The sequence below is a fragment of the Thermodesulfobacterium geofontis OPF15 genome (genome assembly GCF_000215975.1).
GTDB lineage: Bacteria > Desulfobacterota > Thermodesulfobacteria > Thermodesulfobacteriales > Thermodesulfobacteriaceae > Thermodesulfobacterium > Thermodesulfobacterium geofontis.
Genome location: NC_015682.1, coordinates 259,660 through 277,511 on the forward strand (window position 1 = coordinate 259,660; position 17,852 = coordinate 277,511).

The 17,852-nt window shown below is 28.6% G+C and carries 17 protein-coding genes; 11 read left to right on the top strand and 6 right to left on the bottom strand.

Annotation, left to right across the window (positions count from 1 at the left end):
* Nucleotides 1–72: 72 nt before the first annotated feature.
* A complete protein-coding gene (gene lpxC / locus TOPB45_RS01385; protein WP_013909077.1) occupies nucleotides 73–978 on the top strand; it encodes a UDP-3-O-acyl-N-acetylglucosamine deacetylase in 906 nt (301 codons plus the stop codon).
* Here the strand turns inward: lpxC and TOPB45_RS01390 are convergent.
* Nucleotides 975–1,877, bottom strand: a complete 903-nt coding sequence (locus TOPB45_RS01390) for a L,D-transpeptidase (protein WP_049774807.1) — start codon at nucleotides 1,875–1,877, stop codon at nucleotides 975–977. The genes lpxC and TOPB45_RS01390 overlap by 4 nt on opposite strands.
* Between TOPB45_RS01390 and cysS the strand changes: the two genes are divergently transcribed.
* The 9 genes from cysS to TOPB45_RS08485 are packed head-to-tail and all read left to right on the top strand — an operon-like array spanning nucleotide 1,866 to nucleotide 11,691.
* The gene (gene cysS / locus TOPB45_RS01395; protein WP_013909079.1) at nucleotides 1,866–4,202 is read left to right on the top strand and encodes a cysteine--tRNA ligase; all 2,337 of its coding nucleotides are present in this window, start codon (nucleotides 1,866–1,868) and stop codon (nucleotides 4,200–4,202) included. The genes TOPB45_RS01390 and cysS overlap by 12 nt on opposite strands.
* The gene (locus TOPB45_RS01400; protein ID WP_013909080.1) at nucleotides 4,199–4,855 is read left to right on the top strand and encodes an endonuclease III domain-containing protein; all 657 of its coding nucleotides are present in this window, start codon (nucleotides 4,199–4,201) and stop codon (nucleotides 4,853–4,855) included. The genes cysS and TOPB45_RS01400 overlap by 4 nt, the downstream gene beginning before the upstream one ends.
* A 27-nt stretch (nucleotides 4,856–4,882) precedes the next feature.
* Nucleotides 4,883–5,767, top strand: a complete 885-nt coding sequence (locus TOPB45_RS01405) for a DMT family transporter (protein ID WP_013909081.1) — start codon at nucleotides 4,883–4,885, stop codon at nucleotides 5,765–5,767.
* A gap of 9 nt (nucleotides 5,768–5,776) precedes the next feature.
* A complete protein-coding gene (gene cobO, locus TOPB45_RS01410; protein ID WP_013909082.1) occupies nucleotides 5,777–6,301 on the top strand; it encodes a cob(I)yrinic acid a,c-diamide adenosyltransferase in 525 nt (174 codons plus the stop codon).
* On the top strand, nucleotides 6,298–7,356 hold the full coding sequence (gene mqnC, locus TOPB45_RS01415) for a cyclic dehypoxanthinyl futalosine synthase (RefSeq protein WP_013909083.1): 1,059 nt from the start codon (nucleotides 6,298–6,300) through the stop codon (nucleotides 7,354–7,356). The genes cobO and mqnC overlap by 4 nt, the downstream gene beginning before the upstream one ends.
* Before the next feature lie 6 nt (nucleotides 7,357–7,362).
* Nucleotides 7,363–8,592, top strand: coding sequence for an amidohydrolase family protein (locus tag TOPB45_RS01420; protein WP_013909084.1), 1,230 nt, complete (start codon nucleotides 7,363–7,365; stop codon nucleotides 8,590–8,592).
* Nucleotides 8,585–9,421, top strand: a complete 837-nt coding sequence (locus tag TOPB45_RS08480; protein ID WP_013909085.1) for a menaquinone biosynthetic enzyme MqnA/MqnD family protein — start codon at nucleotides 8,585–8,587, stop codon at nucleotides 9,419–9,421. The genes TOPB45_RS01420 and TOPB45_RS08480 overlap by 8 nt, the downstream gene beginning before the upstream one ends.
* 8 nt (nucleotides 9,422–9,429) lie before the next feature.
* On the top strand, nucleotides 9,430–10,113 hold the full coding sequence (locus TOPB45_RS01430; RefSeq protein WP_013909086.1) for a ubiquinone/menaquinone biosynthesis methyltransferase: 684 nt from the start codon (nucleotides 9,430–9,432) through the stop codon (nucleotides 10,111–10,113).
* Between the two features lie 24 nt (nucleotides 10,114–10,137).
* Nucleotides 10,138–11,691, top strand: coding sequence for a GGDEF domain-containing protein (locus TOPB45_RS08485; RefSeq protein WP_013909087.1), 1,554 nt, complete (start codon nucleotides 10,138–10,140; stop codon nucleotides 11,689–11,691).
* On the opposite strand, the gene TOPB45_RS01440 is transcribed toward TOPB45_RS08485, so the two are convergent.
* Entirely contained in the window at nucleotides 11,688–12,539 is an 852-nt protein-coding gene (locus TOPB45_RS01440; protein ID WP_013909088.1) for an SPL family radical SAM protein, read from the bottom strand. The two genes, TOPB45_RS08485 and TOPB45_RS01440, sit on opposite strands and share 4 nt — an antisense overlap.
* A gap of 20 nt (nucleotides 12,540–12,559) precedes the next feature.
* The gene (locus TOPB45_RS01445) at nucleotides 12,560–13,384 is read right to left on the bottom strand and encodes an MBL fold metallo-hydrolase (protein WP_013909089.1); all 825 of its coding nucleotides are present in this window, start codon (nucleotides 13,382–13,384) and stop codon (nucleotides 12,560–12,562) included.
* A gap of 153 nt (nucleotides 13,385–13,537) precedes the next feature.
* Between TOPB45_RS01445 and TOPB45_RS01450 the strand changes: the two genes are divergently transcribed.
* The gene (locus TOPB45_RS01450) at nucleotides 13,538–14,332 is read left to right on the top strand and encodes an NAD(+)/NADH kinase (protein ID WP_013909090.1); all 795 of its coding nucleotides are present in this window, start codon (nucleotides 13,538–13,540) and stop codon (nucleotides 14,330–14,332) included.
* Between the two features lies 1 nt (nucleotide 14,333).
* On the opposite strand, the gene TOPB45_RS01455 is transcribed toward TOPB45_RS01450, so the two are convergent.
* Genes TOPB45_RS01455 through glgP form a run of 3 tightly spaced genes read right to left on the bottom strand, consistent with a single transcriptional unit; the run spans nucleotide 14,334 to nucleotide 17,850 of the window.
* Entirely contained in the window at nucleotides 14,334–14,657 is a 324-nt protein-coding gene (locus tag TOPB45_RS01455; RefSeq protein ID WP_013909091.1) for a YtxH domain-containing protein, read from the bottom strand.
* A 27-nt stretch (nucleotides 14,658–14,684) separates the two neighbouring features.
* The gene (locus tag TOPB45_RS01460; RefSeq protein ID WP_013909092.1) at nucleotides 14,685–15,245 is read right to left on the bottom strand and encodes a hypothetical protein; all 561 of its coding nucleotides are present in this window, start codon (nucleotides 15,243–15,245) and stop codon (nucleotides 14,685–14,687) included.
* Between the two features lie 46 nt (nucleotides 15,246–15,291).
* Nucleotides 15,292–17,850, bottom strand: a complete 2,559-nt coding sequence (gene glgP / locus TOPB45_RS01465) for an alpha-glucan family phosphorylase (protein WP_013909093.1) — start codon at nucleotides 17,848–17,850, stop codon at nucleotides 15,292–15,294.
* Nucleotides 17,851–17,852: the final 2 nt, after the last annotated feature.

Genomic DNA, 17,852 nt, shown 5'->3' on the forward strand with positions numbered 1-17,852 from the left:
AATTTAATAGTTCAAATTAGGCACAAAAATTGCTAATTTTTAATTAAAATTAAAAAAGGAGATAAGCTCAAAATGGAATATCAAAGAACCTTAGCTGGAAAAGTAGTTTTAGAAGGTGAAGGCATTTTTTCTGGTAAAAATATAAGGGTAGAAATTGAACCAGCTGAGGAAAATGGAGGTATTAATTTTATAAGAGCAGATTTACCGGGAAAGCCTGTTATTCCATTAAAAATAGAAAATATAATTGGGCTTGAGGGTGCAACTGCAATAACTGATGGAGAACATTTTATTTATTTAGTGGAACATCTCCTTTCTGCTCTTCATGGACTTCAAATAGATAATGCGAATATTTATGTTTATGGAGAAGAAATACCCTTATTTGATGGTTCAGCATATCCTTGGGTAAGAAAAATTCAAGAAGTGGGATATCGATTTTTATTAATCCCTAAAAGGAAATTTTATCTTCGTAAAAGTTTTCAGTATCAAAATGGAGTTTCTAAAATAAATTTCAAACCCTCTAATACTTTAAAAATTAAAGCCTTCATATCTTTTGAACATCCCCTTATAAGAGAACAAAGCTTAGAAATTGAGATAAATCCAAGGTCTTATATTAATGAAATTGCTTTTGCAAGAACCTTTGGTTTTAAAGATATACTTTTTGAAAGGAAAAATAAGGGCATAATAAAAGGAGGTAGTCTTTCTAATGCTATAATTTTAGATAAAGATAAAGTTCTTAATCCTGAAGGTTTGAGAACTGAAGATGAATTTGTAAGACACAAAATCCTTGATATCGTAGGAGATTTATTTGCTTTAGGATATCCTTTAGTAGCAGAAATTGAGGCAATCTATTCCAATCATAGATCTCATATAGAGGCTTTAAAAAGCCTTTATAAAGCTGGATTATTAGAAGAAATTGAAAGTAGAGCCCTTACTTTTTTGCTAATTTATAAAAAATTAAAAAAATACGAACAAACTTAATCTTTAATTTCCCCTATTTTATGAATTAAACCGTCAGGATTTTTAAGAACCCTTTCTAAAATTTTTAAATTAATTTTATAACTTAAATTTTTTCTTTCTGTAAGTTTATCTAATTTTTGTATAATATAAGGTAGAGGATTTTTTATAAAATTTTCTATATCAGGATAAGCTTGCAAATATATACTTTTTCCTTCTATAGCAATTTTGTAAGGTTCATAAATGATTTTTACTAAAGTTCCTACAGGAACATTTTCAAACAAAAATTTTATATCCTCTGGATAGAGACGAATACATCCATGGGTAGTTCTTCTACCAATGCTATATACTTTATTTGTGCCATGTATAGCATAAAGACCTTTTGATAAGTAAAGTGCATAATCACCCATAGGATTTTCTGGTCCTGGAGGAACTACGTCAGGTAAAGTAGGGTCTTCAGCTTTTATAGAAGGAGGAGGATACCAAGTGGGTTTTTCTTTTTTATTAATTATAGTATATAATCCTAAAGGAGGTAAACTACCTTTAACACCAATTCCTATAGGAGCTACTAAAAACTCATTATTTTTGAAATAATATAGTCTCATTTCTGGAAGATTAATAAGAATAAAATTATTAGATAGATTTAAAAATTCCTCAGGAATTAAAACCTTTTTGGGTATAATAATTTTTTTTCCTTTGGGTGGTATCCAAGGATCTACCTTAGGATTAGCAAGGGTTATATGATAATATCCCACTTTAAATTGGACAGCTAAATCTACAAGTGTATCATTTTCTTGAAGGGTATAAAATATATCTTCAAAATAGATAAATTTATTGGGGATTAATTTATTTACTTGGCAACTCCCTAAAGTAATATAAAATAAGACGAATAAAAAGCTTATAAAAACCTTATGAGATTTCATAATATCTTACAAAAAATTGGTAACACTCCCATAATTAAACTAAGAAATATAAAAGTCAAGCCATCTATAGAAATTTGGGGGAAGTTAGAAAGTCAAAATCCTGGAGGCTCTATAAAGGATAGACCAGCACTTTTTATGATAGAAGAAGCAGAAAAAAAGGGGCTTCTAACTAAAGATAAGATTGTAATTGAAGCTTCAAGCGGGAATACAGGAATAGGGCTTTCTTTAGTATGTGCAGTAAAAGGATATAAATGCATAATTGCTATGCCAGAATCAGCTTCTATAGAAAGAAGGAAAATAATGCAAGCTTACGGGGCAGAAATTCTTTTAACTCCAGCAGAAAAAGGAACTGATGGAGCTATAGAGACTGTTTATGAAATTTGGAGAAATAATCCTGATAAATATTATTGTACTGATCAGTTTAATAATGATGCAAACTGGCTTAGTCATTATAAAACTACTGCTCCAGAAATTTTAAGAGACACAGAGGGTAAAGTTACTCATGTAGTTTGTGGTCTTGGGACAACAGGAACTGCTATGGGAATTGCAAGGTTTGTAAAAGACAATAATCTACCTGTTAAAGTAATAGGGGTAGAGCCTAATCCCGGACATAAAATCCAAGGTTTAAAAAATATGAAAGAATCTTATCCACCAAGTATTTATAAAAAGAGCCTTCTTGAAAAGGTAATAAATATAGATGATGAAGAAGCATTTTATTGGGCAAGAAAATTAGCTAAGGAGGAAGGTATTTTTGTAGGTATGAGTTCAGGTGCAGCCCTAGCAGGTGCATTAAAATTAGCAGAAACCTTGGATGAGGGGTTAATTGTAGTTATTTTCCCTGATGGAGGAGAAAGATATCTTTCAACACCACTTTGGAGCTTTGAAACAATAAGAAAAGAACTACCTAAGGAAGTAGATTTATTTCTTACCAATACCTTTTCAGGCAAAAGAGAAGCCTTCTACCCTTTAATTGATAAAGAAGTAAAAATCTATACTTGTGGTCCTACGCTAAATACAAGACCACATATAGGTCTTTATAGAAGACTTATTACTGTAGATATATTAAAAAGTTTCCTAAAACTGATGGGTTACAAAGTTATCCATGTAGTCAATTTAACAGACTTTGATGACAAAACCATTAATACTGCCTTAGAAAAAGATGTAGATTTAAGAGAACTTACCTCAAAGGTGGAACAAGAATTTTACGAAGATTTAGATTGGTTAAAAATTGAAAAAGCTGATTTTTATCCTAAGGTTAGCGAGCATTTAGAAGATATGAAAAAACTTGCTATAAGTATTTTGGAAAAAGATAAAGCCTATGTGAAATATTCAAGTCTTTATTTTGATATTTCAAGATTTTCTGAATATGGTAAACTTTCTAAAATTGATTTAAGTTTTCTTAAACCCGGTGCTACAATTGATCTTGAGGAATATGATAAAGAAGAACCCTTTGATTTTGCCCTTTTAAAAAGAGTCCAAATTTTAGAATTAAAAAGAGGATATTTTGTTGAAACCCCTTTTGGAAAAGTAAGACCCACTTGGCATATTCATTGTGCAAGCCTTGTTTTAAAATATCTTGGAGAAGAAATTGATATTTTTACTAGTGGAAACGATCTTATTTTCCCTCATCATGAAAATACAAGAGCTATTGCTAAGGCATTAACTGGAAAAGAACTTGCAAAATATTGGGTTCATTCTGGTTTAGTTTTTTATAACGGAAAAAAAATTTCTTCTGAAAATAGAATTACTATAGAGGATATTAAAAATAAAGGATTTTCAGGGAGAGTTTTAAGATTTTACTTCTTAAGAACTCATTATAGGAATCGATTTAATTTTAGTTGGAAAGGATTAGAAGAAAGCTCTAAAATTTTAGAAAAAATTGATAGGTATATAGCCTATTTAGGGGCAACCCCTGAAAATGAAAAGATAGAAGATAAAGATAAGCTTTGGCAAATTTTAAAAGATTTTGAAAATAATTGGAAAGAGGCATTAAAAGAAGATTTAAATACCCCTATAGTTATTTCTGAAATAATTTCCTTTTTTAAAAAAATTTATCCCTATTTAAAGCAAGGTCTACCTTTAGATTATAAAAAGGAAGTTCTAAAATCCCTTAAAAATCTCAATAAAATTTTAAAAATATTTAAGTTCCCCCAAGTAGTAGAAAAAAGGGATATATTGGAAAAAATTGAAATAAGAGAGAAGGCAAAAAAAGAAAAAAATTATGAATTAGCAGACAGAATTAGAGAAGAACTTGAAAAAGAAGGCTTTTTTATTTTTGATTTTTCTTTTGGTACAAGAGTTGTTTCTCTAAAAGAAGAATTATGAAAAATATTTCTCAGATTTTGTACGAAATTTACGAAAGCCTTTTTGCCCATTTTGGACCTCAAAATTGGTGGCCTGCAGATACACCTTTTGAAATATGTGTAGGAGCAATTCTTACCCAAAATGCAAGCTGGAAAAATGTGAAAATAGCTATAGATAATCTTAAAAAGAAAGATCTTTTAGACCCTTTTAAACTTTATAATATCCCCTTAGAATCCCTTTCTCAAATTATAAAACCTTCTGGATTTTATAATACTAAGGCAAAAAGGCTTAAAAATTTCGTTAAATTTTTAATAGAAAATTATCAAGGAGATCTAAATATTTTATTTTCAAAGGGGCTCAAAAAAGCAAGAGAAGAACTTTTAAATATAAAAGGATTAGGTAAAGAGACCGTAGATAGTATTCTTTTATATGCAGGAAATTTACCAATTTTTGTAGTTGATGCCTATACCTATAGAATTTTACATCGTCATTCTCTTGTTCCTGAAGAAGCAACTTATGAAGAAATGCAGGCTTTATTTATGGAAAATCTTCCTCAAGATCCTCAGCTTTTTAATGAATTTCATGCCCTTTTAGTTGCTTGTGGTAAAAATTTTTGTAAGAAAAAAGAACCTCTTTGCGAAACTTGCCCTTTAAAAACCATTAAAATTCCTTAAAGTAAATTTTACTGAGAGAAAAAAACATTGATTTGGTGTATCTTTGCAATTTTAGCAGGTTTTTTTGTTTCTTTAAGTGATGCCTTAAATAAAAAATATCTTTCTTCTCTTGATTATCCCTATATGGTTATTGCAAGAACCTTAGGAAGTTTCCCCTTCCTCTTCCCTGTTTTTTTATTTTTAACCTATAAATACAACGGATTAAATTACTTCTCATTCCCATTTATTACCGACGTTTCTTTGCTTTTACTCTTAGAAATATTAGCTACTATCCTCTATATGAAAGGAATTAAGCTTTCTCCTCTTTCTTTAACTATTCCTTTTTTATCTTTCACTCCTGTTTTTATAATACTTACAGGCTATCTTATTTTAGGAGAAAAGGTTTCTACGGAAGGAACTTTGGGAATAATTTTGGTTGTAATAGGAAGTTATTGTATTAACCTTCCTTCTATAAAAGAAGGTTTTTTAGCTCCTATTAAAGCTATCAAGAGAGAAAAAGGAAGTTTTTTACTTCTTCAAGTTGCTTTTATTTATTCTATAACTTCAGTTCTTGGGAAAAAAGGAATAATATTAAGTAATCCCATATGGTTTGCTTCTTTTTATTTTTCTATCTTAGGGATTACCTCAACTTTAATAATTAAAATTTTTTATCCTGTAAAACTTTGGGAATTTATAAAAAAACATTATAGTTCAATTTTGTTAGTAGGATTAACTCAAGGACTTATGTGTTATTCTCATATGATAGCTTTGAGTCAAATCGAAACAGCTTATATGATAACCCTTAAAAGAACAAGTATCCTTTTTGCAGTTATATTGGGATATTTTATGTTTAAAGAAAAATATATTTTAATAAGGCTTTTTGCAGTAATTCTTATGCTTACTGGGATTTTCATAATTACCTTTTTGAGATAAAATTTTAAAATGAGACAATTTAAAGGGTATATTCAAGTTTATACTGGAGAAGGAAAAGGAAAAACTACAGCAGCTATTGGATTAACTATTAGAGCTCTTGGAGCAAACTTAAAAGTTGCCTTTTTTCAGTTTTTTAAACCTGGAACCTCAAGCGAGGTAAAAATATTAAAAAAATTTTCTCCTCAGCTTTATTATAAAAATTTTGGTAAAAGGGGTTTTGTAGAAAATAAAGTTGATTTAAAAACACAAAAACTCACCCTTAAGGGCTGGAAAGAAACAAAAGAATTAGTAAAATCAAAAAGCTATAATATATTGATTTTAGATGAAATTTCTTATGCTTTAAATTGGGAAATAATTGATTTAAAGGAATTTTTAGAATTTCTTAAAAATAAACCTAAAAATCTTGAAATCGTCATAACTGGAAGAAATGTTCCTGAAGAAATTTTAGAAATAGCAGATCTTGTAACCGAGATGAAAAAAATTAAGCACTATTACGATAAAGGGGTAAAATCAAGAAAAGGTATAGAGAAATGAAAGAAAAAATCATTAAGAAAATTTTAGAAGGGGAAAGAATTAACGAAAAGGAGGCTTTGAAACTTTTTGATTTTAATTTATCTGAACTTGGATATTTAGCAAGATTGGTTAGATTTAGAATAAATCCTGAAAGAATAGTAACTTATGTTGTAGATAGAAATATTAATTATACCAACATTTGTATTTCTGGTTGTAAATTTTGCGCCTACTATAAACCTCCGGGATCTTTAGAAGGTTATGTTTTAAGTTTTGAAGAGCTTGGTAAAAAAATAGAGGAAACTATAAATCTTGGAGGTTATCAAATTTTACTTCAAGGTGGTCTTCATCCAGAACTTCCTTTTTCTTTCTATGAAGAGATGTTAAGGTTTATTAAAAGTAATTTTCCTCAGATTCATTTGCATGCCTTTTCACCTCCAGAAATAATCCATTTTAGTAAAATTTCAGGTTTAACAGTAAAGGAGGTTTTAGAAAGATTAATAAAGGCGGGGCTTGATTCCATCCCAGGAGGAGGAGCTGAAATTCTTTCAGATAGAGTAAGAAAATTAATTTCTCCTAATAAGTGTTCTTCAGAAGAATGGTTAATGGTTATGGAAACTGCTCACAAACTTGGACTTAAAACTACAGCAACCATGATGTTTGGGCATATAGAAACCAAAGAAGAAATAATAGAACATCTATCTAAAATCAGAAATTTACAAGATAAAACTAAAGGTTTTACAGCTTTTATACCTTGGACTTTTCAACCAAAAAATACCCGTTTAAGTTATCTCATGAAAGTAGGATCTGCAGAATATTTGAGGGTGCTTGCTATTTCAAGGATCTTTCTTGATAATATAAGAAATATTCAAGTTTCATGGGTAACCCAAGGACCTCACATAGCTCAATTAGCTTTAGAGTTTGGCGGAAATGATTTTGGAAGTACTATGATAGAAGAAAATGTAGTTGCAGCAGCTGGAGTGTCTCACAGACTAAGCGAAGAACAAATCAGAAATTATATAGAAAGCGCAGGTTATATTCCTAAGAGAAGGAAAATGGACTATACCCTTTTAGAATAAATTTTTATGGGAGAACTAAAACTTCAATCTTATCATCATTATCTTATTAGAGCAAAATGGGTTTTCCCAATACTTTCTCAACCAATCTTAGATGGAGCAGTAGAGATCAAAAATAAAAAGATAGTAAATGTAGGAAAATTTAAAGAAATCTCTAAGGAAGCAGTATTAGCAAAAATTATTGACTTTGGAGAAATGATTATTCTTCCTGCTTTAGTTAATGCTCATACCCATTTAGAATTATCAGCTCTAAGATCTAAAATTCCACCTCCCTCAGGAGACTTTATTGCTTGGGTAAGAAATGTAGTTAAATTAAGAGAAAATCTAAATTTAGTTGAGATTAAAGAATCTGCTAAAGCAGTTCTTTATCATTTTTGGAAAGAAGGGATTAGTATAATTGGTGATGTTGGAAATACAGCTCTAACACTTGATCTTCTTTGTAATTCAGCTTTTTATGGATATTTTTTTCATGAAGTCATTAGTTTTAAAGGGGGTTATAATCTTAGAGAAATTCAAGTAAAAGCACCTTCTTCAAATTTTAAAATTACCTATTCAGCCCATGCCCCTTACAGTGTATCTCCCCTTTTACTTCAGGCTATTAAGTCTTATAACAAAAAAAGAAAAAAACTTTTTTGCATTCACTGTGCAGAATCAATTGAGGAGATTAAATTTTTAAAAAACGGAGAAGGACCTCTTTTAGAATTTTTAAAAGAAAGAGGACAATGGGACGAAAGTTTTGTTCCTCCAGGAATTAGCCCTATAAAATACCTCAATAATTTAAAACTTTTAGATGAAGATACATTACTTGTCCATGTAATTCATATAGATGATGAGGACTTAAAAATACTTAAAAATACAAAGCCTAAAATCTGCATTTGTCTTAGAAGTAATTTATTTATTGGAGTGGGTATCCCAAAATTGAAGGAACTTCTTTCAGCTGGACTCGATGTTTGTATAGGAACAGATAGTTTAGCAAGTAATGATCAGATTTCTATTTGGGAAGAAATAAAAACCATCTACACTTATTATCCAAATATTTCTCCAGAAGAAATTTTGAAAATGGCTACTTTTACAGGAGCAAAAGTTTTGGGATATGATAAAATGGGAGCCATACTTGCTGGATATGATCCTAATATACTTGTTTTAGAAATAAAAGATCCTTTGAAGGAAAAATCAGAAGAAGTAATTAGAAGTTTAATAAATGCTGAAAGGGAGATAAAATTTAGGTTCTATGTATAAACTAAAATTGGGAAGTCCTCTTTATATAAATACACTCCCCTTATTATTTTATTTTCCTCAAAATAATCCTTATTTTGAGATAATACTTGAAGTTCCTAAAAAACTTAATCAAAGTTTAGCTAAAGGTGAGATTCATGGAAGTTTAAGTTCAAGTGTATTTTATGCCAAAAACTTTCGCAAATATTTAATACTTCCTGATATATCTATTAGTGCAGTAGGAAAAGTAAAAAGTGTAATACTTTATCATAAAGTTCCTTTAGAAAAACTTGATAATAAAAAAATAGGTATTACTCCCGAAACAGAAAGTTCTTTTAATTTACTAAGGATACTATTAGAGGAATTTATCGGTATAAAACCTAAATATATAGAACTTTATAAAAATTGGAGAACTTTGACAGAAGAAGAAAAAAAGGAACTTTCAGGATATTTGGCTATAGGAGATGAAGCTTTAATTCTTCAATTTAACAATAGAAATAAATCTGCACTAATTACTGATCTTGCTGAACTTTGGCTAAAATATACTCATCTACCTTTTGTATTTGCTCTTTTCATTGTAAGAAAAGATATAGCTAAAAAATATAAAAATGAATTAAAAGAATTTTGTAATAATCTTTATTATGCAAGGGCACAAGCCTTTTCTAATTTAAGGGAAATTGTAAAAAAAAGCCATTTAAATCTTCCAAAGGGATTTTTATTTAATTATCTAACTCACTTAGAATATGATTTTTCAGGGTTAAAACAAAGAGCCTTTATAACCTTTTGTGAGTATTTATTAAAAATGGGATTGATAAAAGAATTACCAAAACTTAGATTTTTGGAAATCTTATAAAGAATTTAATGGAAAGGGACAAAAAATTTATTAAAAAGCATTTTGAAAAAATTGTCAAAAAATATGATTTAGTAAATTTAATAGGAAGTTTAGGACAAGATAAATTATGGAGAAAAAAGGTTGCTGAAATTTTTAAAGATTTAAAATCACCTATACTTGATCTTTGTTGTGGTCCCTATACTTTAAGTTTGGAAATCTCTAAAAAAAATTCTCACCCTCTTTTTGCTCTTGATTTTAGTTTTTCTATGCTTTATTACGGAAAAAAAAGAATTTTAAATTATCTAATTTATCCAGTTTGCGGAGACGCAGAAATTTTACCTTTTAAAAAGGATACTTTTGGAGGAATAAGTATTGCCTTCGGTTTAAGAAATTTACCTAATAAAGTACAAGCTTTAAAAGAATTTTACAGAGTTTTAAAACCTGACGGACTACTCGTTATTTTAGAGTTTTCTTGGCCTAAAAACAAATTTTTTCAAAAAATTTATCAAATTTATTTAGATAAATATATACCTCTATTAGGAAGTATTTTAACAAAAGACAGATCTGCTTATCTTTATTTAGCAGATTCAATAAAAAAATTCCCAACCCCGGAGGAAATAAAAAAAATGCTTTTAGAAACCGGCTTTAAAAAAGTAAAATATGAATCTTTAACTATGGGTATTGTAACTCTTTACACTGCTTATAAGTTTTAATCCAAAAATACTAAAAATTAAAAGATGGACGAAAAAATAAAAGTTTTTTTCTTAGTTTTGGGTTTTTTTATACTTTCGATAGTTATCCTTTTAGTTATTTTTCATAAATTATATACATTAGAAAAAGAAACTTATTTGCAAACTATGACCCAAAGTTTGGAAGCTTTATATAAAAACAATGCCTATTTATTAAAAGAAAGAGCAAATATTGTCTTTGATATTTTTATAAATAAAGAGGATGTTCTTAAAATTATGGCTGAAGCATCAAAAATCAAAGATAAAAATAGTAAAGAATTTAAGAAATTACATGAAAAATTATATAAAAATTTGTATAAAGTAAACAATTATATGAAAAAATATAAATTACAGGATTTAAACTTTAATCTTCCAGATTATACAAATCTTATAAGATTTTATAGACCCGAGAAATATGGAGACTCACTTAAGGGAGTTAGAAAGTCTTTAGAAATTGTTCAAGAATTAAAATCTCCGGTTAGTTGTTTCGAAATAGGTAGAGCTGTTCATGCTTTTAGAAATGTTTTTCCTTTATATTATAAAGGAATTTTTGTTGGAACAGTTGATATAGCTTATCATGCCAACTCTATAATCTCAGGTATTGAAATGGCTTTACCTGTTTATATAGAATTTTTAATTGATTGCAACTCCATACAAAAAAATCTTTATAAAGAGGAACAAAAAAATTATATTAGAAGCTCAATTTTTGATGGCTATTTTATAGATAAAGAAGTTGAAATTTTTAATGAAAGTGCTGAAAAGATTAAAAGGGAAGTTCAAAATATAAATAAAAGGGATCTGGAAAATATAAAAATTAATCTTAAAAAAGGAAAAAGTTTTTCAACCAATCTAAAAATAAAGGATAAAAGTTATCTAATAACCTTTATTAATGTAAGAAATTGTGAAGGAGAAAATATTGCTTATTTTGTCATATATAAACCGGATAAATTTTTTGAATACCTTTATAAATCATTTCTCATTACTACGACAGTATCAACATTTTTACTTATGTTAATCTTTCTTTCTTTATATTTTTACCTTTCTAAACAAGTTGAACACAAGAAAAAACTTATAATAATTTCAGAAACTGACCCTTTAACAGGTATTGCAAATAGAAGAGCTTTTATGGAAAAAATGGAAGAAACAATAAAAATTAGCCAAAAATTTAATTATCCCTTAAGTGTTATACTTTTTGATATAGATAATTTTAAAAAAGTAAATGATACTTACGGACATGATGTAGGAGATTATGTCTTAAAAGAAATAACAAAAATTGTTTCTAACCAGCTTAGAAAAACAGATTTTTTTGCAAGATGGGGAGGAGAAGAATTTATGATAATTTTAGAAAATACTGAGTTAGAGGATGCTATTCAATTAGCTGAAAGATTAAGAAAAAGTATCGAAAATTATCAATTTGAAAAAGCGGGTCATATTACCATAAGTCTTAGTGTTGCAAAATTAAAAAGTGATGAAGATATAGATTCTCTTCTAAAAAGATTAGATGAACTTTTGTATAAAGCTAAAAGGAAAGGGAAAAACAGAGTTGAATTTGAAGAAAATTAAGGAATTAAAAAACTTCCGTCGCATTTTTCTGGATTTTTAAAATCTTTTAATCCCTCTCTACAAGTAGCAAAGGAAAGATTATATCTCCTTGCCTTTTGATAAACTGGATAAATTAATTTATATCTTATCTCATCTCTAAGGTAAATTGCATTTCCAAATCTTTTTCCCTCTTTCAAATAAAGTTTCTCAAAAAAGGATTTTTTTTCAGGAAAGGCATCTATCAATCTTTTTAAAGAATCAGGTTTTGCTTTATAGGTGCTTACAGTTATATGCTTTACATAAGGTGCTATTTCATCAAGGATTTCTAAAATTTCTCCTTCATTTAACACAGGAATAATTGGATCAAGTCTAACAGAAACAGGTATTTTAGCTTCAGAAAGGGCTTTAATAGTCTGCAAACGCTTTTCATAGCTTGGTGCAAAAGGTTCAAGCTTTGGATATAAAGTTTTGGAAGTAATTGTTAAACTGACTGCACACCTAAGTTTAGCTAAAAGCTCCAAATCTCTTAAAACAAGGTCCGATTTAGTAATAATTAAGATTCTATAATTTCTCTCTAAAAGAAGTTCTAAAAATTTTCTTGTCAATTTGTAAGTTTCTTCAAGGGGTTGATAAGGGTCTGAAGAATTGGAAAGAGAAATAAGACTTCCTTCTGGAATATTTTTAATTTCCCTTTCTATAATTCTTAAAAATTCTTTTTTAGGTCTTGGATGATAAAAATCTTTTATAAAGCTTGTAGCATAACAATATAGACAACGATGACCACATCCTGTATAGGGATTTAAACTATATTTAGTTGGGCAAGTACAAAGAGGAGATTTCCAAGGATCAAAAGGTTGAAGATAGGGCATTTACATTTTAAGTTGAAAAATTAAATAGTTATGATTTCACCAGTAGTTCCAAATCTAAATTTATTCCCAAAAATTTCTTTAAATTTTGAAGCTACTTTAAGTCCTGTACAGTGATTAGCAACAAGAATAGAAAAATCTAATTTTGCAAAATAAATAAGTGTTTCTTCAATTTGATCCCCCGAAGCAGAAGAAAGATGGGTTCCACCAATAATTCCATAAATTCTTTCTTCTTTAGTAACCTCTTTAGCATATTCTATAATATTTACTACACCAGAATGGGCGCATCCAAGAATTATAACCAGTCCTTTATCTGTTTTAATAAATAAGCTCATATCATCAAGTATAGGATCTGGGAGTTTTTGCCCATTCCTTTTTACATAAAGTCTCGGATCCATTTTTTCAAAGGTTGTTTTTCTTGGGATCTCCCCACTTACCCATATATTAGGAAATATCTCAAAGGGCTCTTTAATCCATTCAAAATTAGCTCCAAGCCCCTCTAAAGTTTCTCTTCTAAAGGGTATTCCTACATAATAATCCTCTAAAGCATAATGAAGACTATAAATATCTCTATGAGCATAAATATTGATAGGTTTTCTAATGAATTCTAAAACTTTTTTCAATCCACCAGTATGATCATAATGTCCATGGCTTAAAACTATAGCATCAGTTTTTTTTAAATCTATTCCTAAACGAAGCGCATTTTCTACAACTTTCCCAGTTTGCCCAGTATCAAATAAAAGGTTATATTCTTCGTGTTCAATCCATAAACTTAATCCATGCTCCCCTGTAAGCCCTGTAGGAATTAAAACACCTACTGAATTTTCTATTAAAACAACAATTTTCATTTTTATTTAATTAATTTTATTTTAAAATTGAGAAACATTTTCATTATTATCATAATATTATCCTTAATTTTGTCAACCGAAGATTTTAAATATTAATTGCAAAATCTATCTCTTCTCTTTTTTAAGGAAAGTTTATATAATTAAAAATTGACCATGCTTAAGTTTCTTTTTTTAAAAAAAGAAACGATAACCTTACCAGAAATTTTAGAAGATCTTAAGAAAGAAAAAAGGCTAAATTTAATCCCTATAGAAGAAGTACACAAGCTTTCCTTAGAAGAATTAAAAGAGGTACAAGCTATTTTAGTTCTTGGAGGAGATGGCACCTTTTTAAAAGCTGTGCCTTATGCTTATAAATATGATTTGCCCATTCTTGGGGTAAATATGGGAAAATTTGGATTTTTAACTGAAACTTACATAGAGGAGCTTCCCTATACAATTCTTGCTTTAGAAAAAGGTTTAAATTTTTTTGAAGAAAGAACGCTTTTAAAAGTAATTTATCAAAATAAAGAATATGTAGGTTTAAATGAAGGAGCTATAATGAAAGGCCCAACCGGAAAAATCATCTATTTAAATTTAAAAATAAACAACATAGAAGTAACTACTATTTATGGAGATGGCTTAATTATTTCAACCCCAACAGGTTCTACTGCTTATAACCTTTCTGCAGGGGGTCCGATTGTACATCCGAAAGCTAAGGTTTTTATCTGTACCCCTATTTGCTCATTCAAAATAAATATTAGACCTTTAATAATTCCTGATGATTGTATAATTGAAGTCTCTGTAAATAAAACTGATGAAGATATTCATCTATTAATTGATGGACAAATAAATTTATTCATTAAAAAGGAAGAAGAAATATTAATTAAAAAGGCAGAAAAAACCCTAAAACTAATTCCTTCTTTAAAAAGGAATTATTTTCAAATTTTAAAAGAGAAATTCCAGTGGTAAATTATATCTCTTCCTCTTCTTTTTTAAGAAGTTTAGAAGCGAGTTCTTCCTTTTTTTCTTTAATTGCTTCCTTCCCTTTTTCAATAGCTTCCTTTATTTCTTCTTTTTTAGTTTTAAGGATTTCTTTAGCTTTAGCTGAAAGTTCTTCAGCTTTTTCCTTTAAAGCCTCTGCCTCAGCTTTTAATTTTTCAGTAGTTTTTTCAACCTCATCTTTTATTTTTCTTCTTACCTCTTCTCCACTTGCAGGAGCGAGTAAAAGAGCTGTTATTCCTCCAGCCACAAAACCTACTAAAAAAGCTAAAAATATTGTTTTTTTCTCACCCATAGTAACACCTCCTTTATAAATTTTAACTTATCTTTTTTCTTTTAACGATAAAGAAAGAATCCTTCTTAAACTACTACTTAATTCCTTTGCACCTGTAATTAAAGAACTTAATTCAATATATAAATTTTTAATCTGATTATTAAGAGAATCAAGCAACATTTTAGTAGTGTTTCCAAAATCTATGATAGAATTTATAAGTGGATCTAAAGAATTCACTGTTACTTTTACTTTTTCTGTTACAAATCTAACATTTTTTATATTTTCCTTTGCATTTTCAGTTATATCTTTTATTTCATCTGTAACTATTTCTACTTTTCCTTTCACAAAAGCCTCAAAATCTTTTACAGTTTCACCTATTTCTCTTATTATATTAGGAACAATCTTTAAATTAGTAATTAATTCATTTAAATTATCAACAGCAGTTTTAATAGAGTCTATAGTACTATTAAGATTTTCTAAAAGGGGATTCAAATTTCCCAGATCCTGATTTAAACGAGTAACTATTTTATTAATTTTTAAGAATATAAAAATAGATATACTTATTAAAATAATAGATAAAATAACTAACAGGTATATTAAAATTTCCATAGATAACTCCTTTAAAAGATTTATTTTAAAAATATAAAACAGAATTTTAATTTTTCCACTTTATTAAATCTGGAGAAGTTCTTTTAATAAAAACATTTTTAGGAACAATTCTTATACTATACTGTTTTAAACCATGAGCATATAAAGGATAAACACCATAAAATATAGCTTTATTATCTTTATATTCCTTAAAAGGAATAGGATAAACTTCAAGTCGTCTTTCTATCTCTTCTTCTACCCCTGGAGCTACAACGCAATAAATTTCACTTATAAAAACTACTTGAACCTCTATCAAATCCGGAGAAAGACCAGCAAGATCAATTTCTACAGTTAATTCAAGTTTATCCTCTTCAAAAAGATTTCTTCCTACAAGATTATCATAAACATTAAGAATTTTTATATCTTTCCATTTTTCTAAAATAGTATTTTTCTTATTTATTAATTCACGTAAAAAGGCATAATTATTTTCTGTAAGGATTTTAAAATTTTCTAAGGCAGGAATATAAAATTTTTGGGTATATTCAAGAAGAACTCGATTTATAGAAAAATGTTTACAAGCTGTATAGATTGCCTGTTTCATCATTTTAATCCAATTTTTAGGAATACCCTCTTCATCTCTCTCAAAAAATAAAGGTATTATTTCATTTTCTAAAAGGTTATAAATTTGATTAGCTTCAAAGGCATTATAAGGTGGTAGTCCTTCCTTTGGATGAATAGCCCATCCGTTATTTCCTGTATAACCCTCTGGCCACCATCCATCAAGTACACTTAAATGCAAAACCCCGTTCATTGATGCCTTTATACCGGAAGTTCCTGAAGCTTCCATTGGTCTATAAGGAGTATTTAACCACACATCTGATCCCCAAACTAAATATCTTGCAAGATGTATGTCGTAATTTTCAAGAAAAATTACTTTATCATAAAAATTATATTGTTCTCTAAATTCTAAAATCTCTTTTATCATTTTTTTACCTTCTTCATCCTTAGGATGAGCCTTTCCAGCAAAAAGCAAAATTGTATCAGTATTTCTCAAAATTTCTGCTAATTTTTCTTTATTATATAAAATTAAAGTATTTCTTTTGTATCCAGTAACCCTTCTTGCACAGGTAATAATTAAATGATGTGCTGTAGGGAATTTAAAAACCCTTGTTTCTTTACCTAAATGTCTTATTTTAAAATATTCTTCTTCTAATACTTTTTTAAGATAAGCTATTAACCTATATTTGTTTCTTTTGTGAGCCTCCCAGATTTCTTCACCAGGTATTTTTAAAATTTCTTCCCATCCGGTATCTTCCTCAGACATGTAGATAAAGTGTGTACCTAAGTATTTTTTAAGTAAATTGTAGAAAGGTTCACTTAACCATCTCCAATGTACACCATTGGTGATATAATAAATGGGAACCTCTTCAGAAATAAATTTTTCAAAAAGAGGATTCCACATTTGTTTTGTAGTATTTTGATGAATTCTTGAAACAGCATTTACATAAGAAGAATTTCTAATAGCTAAAGCTGGAAGCCAAAAGATAGTTTTATCTTTTCCTATAAAACCTTCTTCAAAAAGTTTTTCCCTTGTTTCTAAATCAAGTACATCTTCAAGAAGATCAAAAAGGTATTTTTTAACCAGTTCATGAGGAAAATGCTCATTTCCAGAAATTACAGGAGTATGGGTAGTAAAGATGGTAGTTTCTTTGATAAGCATTTTAGCTTCTTCTAAAGACAATCCCTCTTCCTTTATTAAATCCTTTAACCTTGCAAATATTACAAAAGCAGAATGTCCTTCATTAAGATGATAAAGTTTTGGCTTTATCCCCATAGCTTTAAGAGCATAATATCCACCTAATCCTAATATAATTTCTTGTTGAATCCTTTTTTCCGGTTCCCCTGGATAAAGATATCTTAAAATATCTCTCATTTCTGGAGAATTTTCATAAATATCTGTATCTAAAAAATAACAAATATTTCTTCCCACTTCTAATTTCCAAACTTTTACTTTTACAGGTTTATCAAGAATTTCTAAATTTATAATAAGAGGTTCATCTTTTTCAGTTTTTACTTCTTGTAAAAAATTTAAAAATACTTCTACCTCATCAGCTTCTTCTATTTGAGTTTTGGCTAAGGGATCGATCTTTTGCCGGAAATAGCCATTTTTATAAAGAAGTCCAATTCCAATAAGAGGCAACCCAAGGTCTGAAGCTCCTATTATCATATCACCTGCTAATATACCTAACCCTCCAGCATAAACAGGAAGAACAGGATGAAAACCAAATTCAGTGCTAAAATAAGCTATTATTTCTTCAGATGTAAAATTTGCACTTTCTATAAGAGGGTGTTTATATTCTTTATATTCCTCAAAGGTTTCCCAAATATCTTCTAAATCCATTAAAAATCTTTCATCTTTCTCAAGTCTTTGAAATATTGGTTTAGGAAGATAATAAAGAAATTTTTTTGCATTGTATTTTAATCTTCTAAAAGTTTCTGCATCAATTTTATAGAAAATTGAGAGTGCATCATAATTCCAGGTAAACCAAAGATTGTTAGAAAGGTCTAAAAGCTTTTTCAATTTTTCAGGAATTCTTGGATAAACAAAAAATTTCTTAAATTCCATAT

Bases quoted from the DNA above. Each gene is read 5' to 3' on its own strand.
- TOPB45_RS01450 (WP_013909090.1), top strand. From the start codon at position 13,538: ATGCTTAAGTTTCTTTTTTTAAAAAAAGAAACGATAACCTTACCAGAA.
- lpxC (WP_013909077.1), top strand. From the start codon at position 73: ATGGAATATCAAAGAACCTTAGCTGGAAAAGTAGTTTTAGAAGGTGAA.
- mqnC (WP_013909083.1), top strand. From the start codon at position 6,298: ATGAAAGAAAAAATCATTAAGAAAATTTTAGAAGGGGAAAGAATTAAC.
- cysS (WP_013909079.1), top strand. From the start codon at position 1,866: ATGAGATTTCATAATATCTTACAAAAAATTGGTAACACTCCCATAATT.
- TOPB45_RS01440 (WP_013909088.1), bottom strand. From the start codon at position 12,539: ATGCCCTATCTTCAACCTTTTGATCCTTGGAAATCTCCTCTTTGTACT.
- TOPB45_RS01460 (WP_013909092.1), bottom strand. From the start codon at position 15,245: ATGGAAATTTTAATATACCTGTTAGTTATTTTATCTATTATTTTAATA.
- TOPB45_RS01455 (WP_013909091.1), bottom strand. From the start codon at position 14,657: ATGGGTGAGAAAAAAACAATATTTTTAGCTTTTTTAGTAGGTTTTGTG.
- TOPB45_RS01445 (WP_013909089.1), bottom strand. From the start codon at position 13,384: ATGAAAATTGTTGTTTTAATAGAAAATTCAGTAGGTGTTTTAATTCCT.
- TOPB45_RS01420 (WP_013909084.1), top strand. From the start codon at position 7,363: ATGGGAGAACTAAAACTTCAATCTTATCATCATTATCTTATTAGAGCA.
- glgP (WP_013909093.1), bottom strand. From the start codon at position 17,850: ATGGAATTTAAGAAATTTTTTGTTTATCCAAGAATTCCTGAAAAATTG.
- TOPB45_RS01430 (WP_013909086.1), top strand. From the start codon at position 9,430: ATGGAAAGGGACAAAAAATTTATTAAAAAGCATTTTGAAAAAATTGTC.
- TOPB45_RS08485 (WP_013909087.1), top strand. From the start codon at position 10,138: ATGGACGAAAAAATAAAAGTTTTTTTCTTAGTTTTGGGTTTTTTTATA.
- TOPB45_RS08480 (WP_013909085.1), top strand. From the start codon at position 8,585: ATGTATAAACTAAAATTGGGAAGTCCTCTTTATATAAATACACTCCCC.
- TOPB45_RS01400 (WP_013909080.1), top strand. From the start codon at position 4,199: ATGAAAAATATTTCTCAGATTTTGTACGAAATTTACGAAAGCCTTTTT.
- TOPB45_RS01390 (WP_049774807.1), bottom strand. From the start codon at position 1,877: ATGAAATCTCATAAGGTTTTTATAAGCTTTTTATTCGTCTTATTTTAT.
- cobO (WP_013909082.1), top strand. From the start codon at position 5,777: ATGAGACAATTTAAAGGGTATATTCAAGTTTATACTGGAGAAGGAAAA.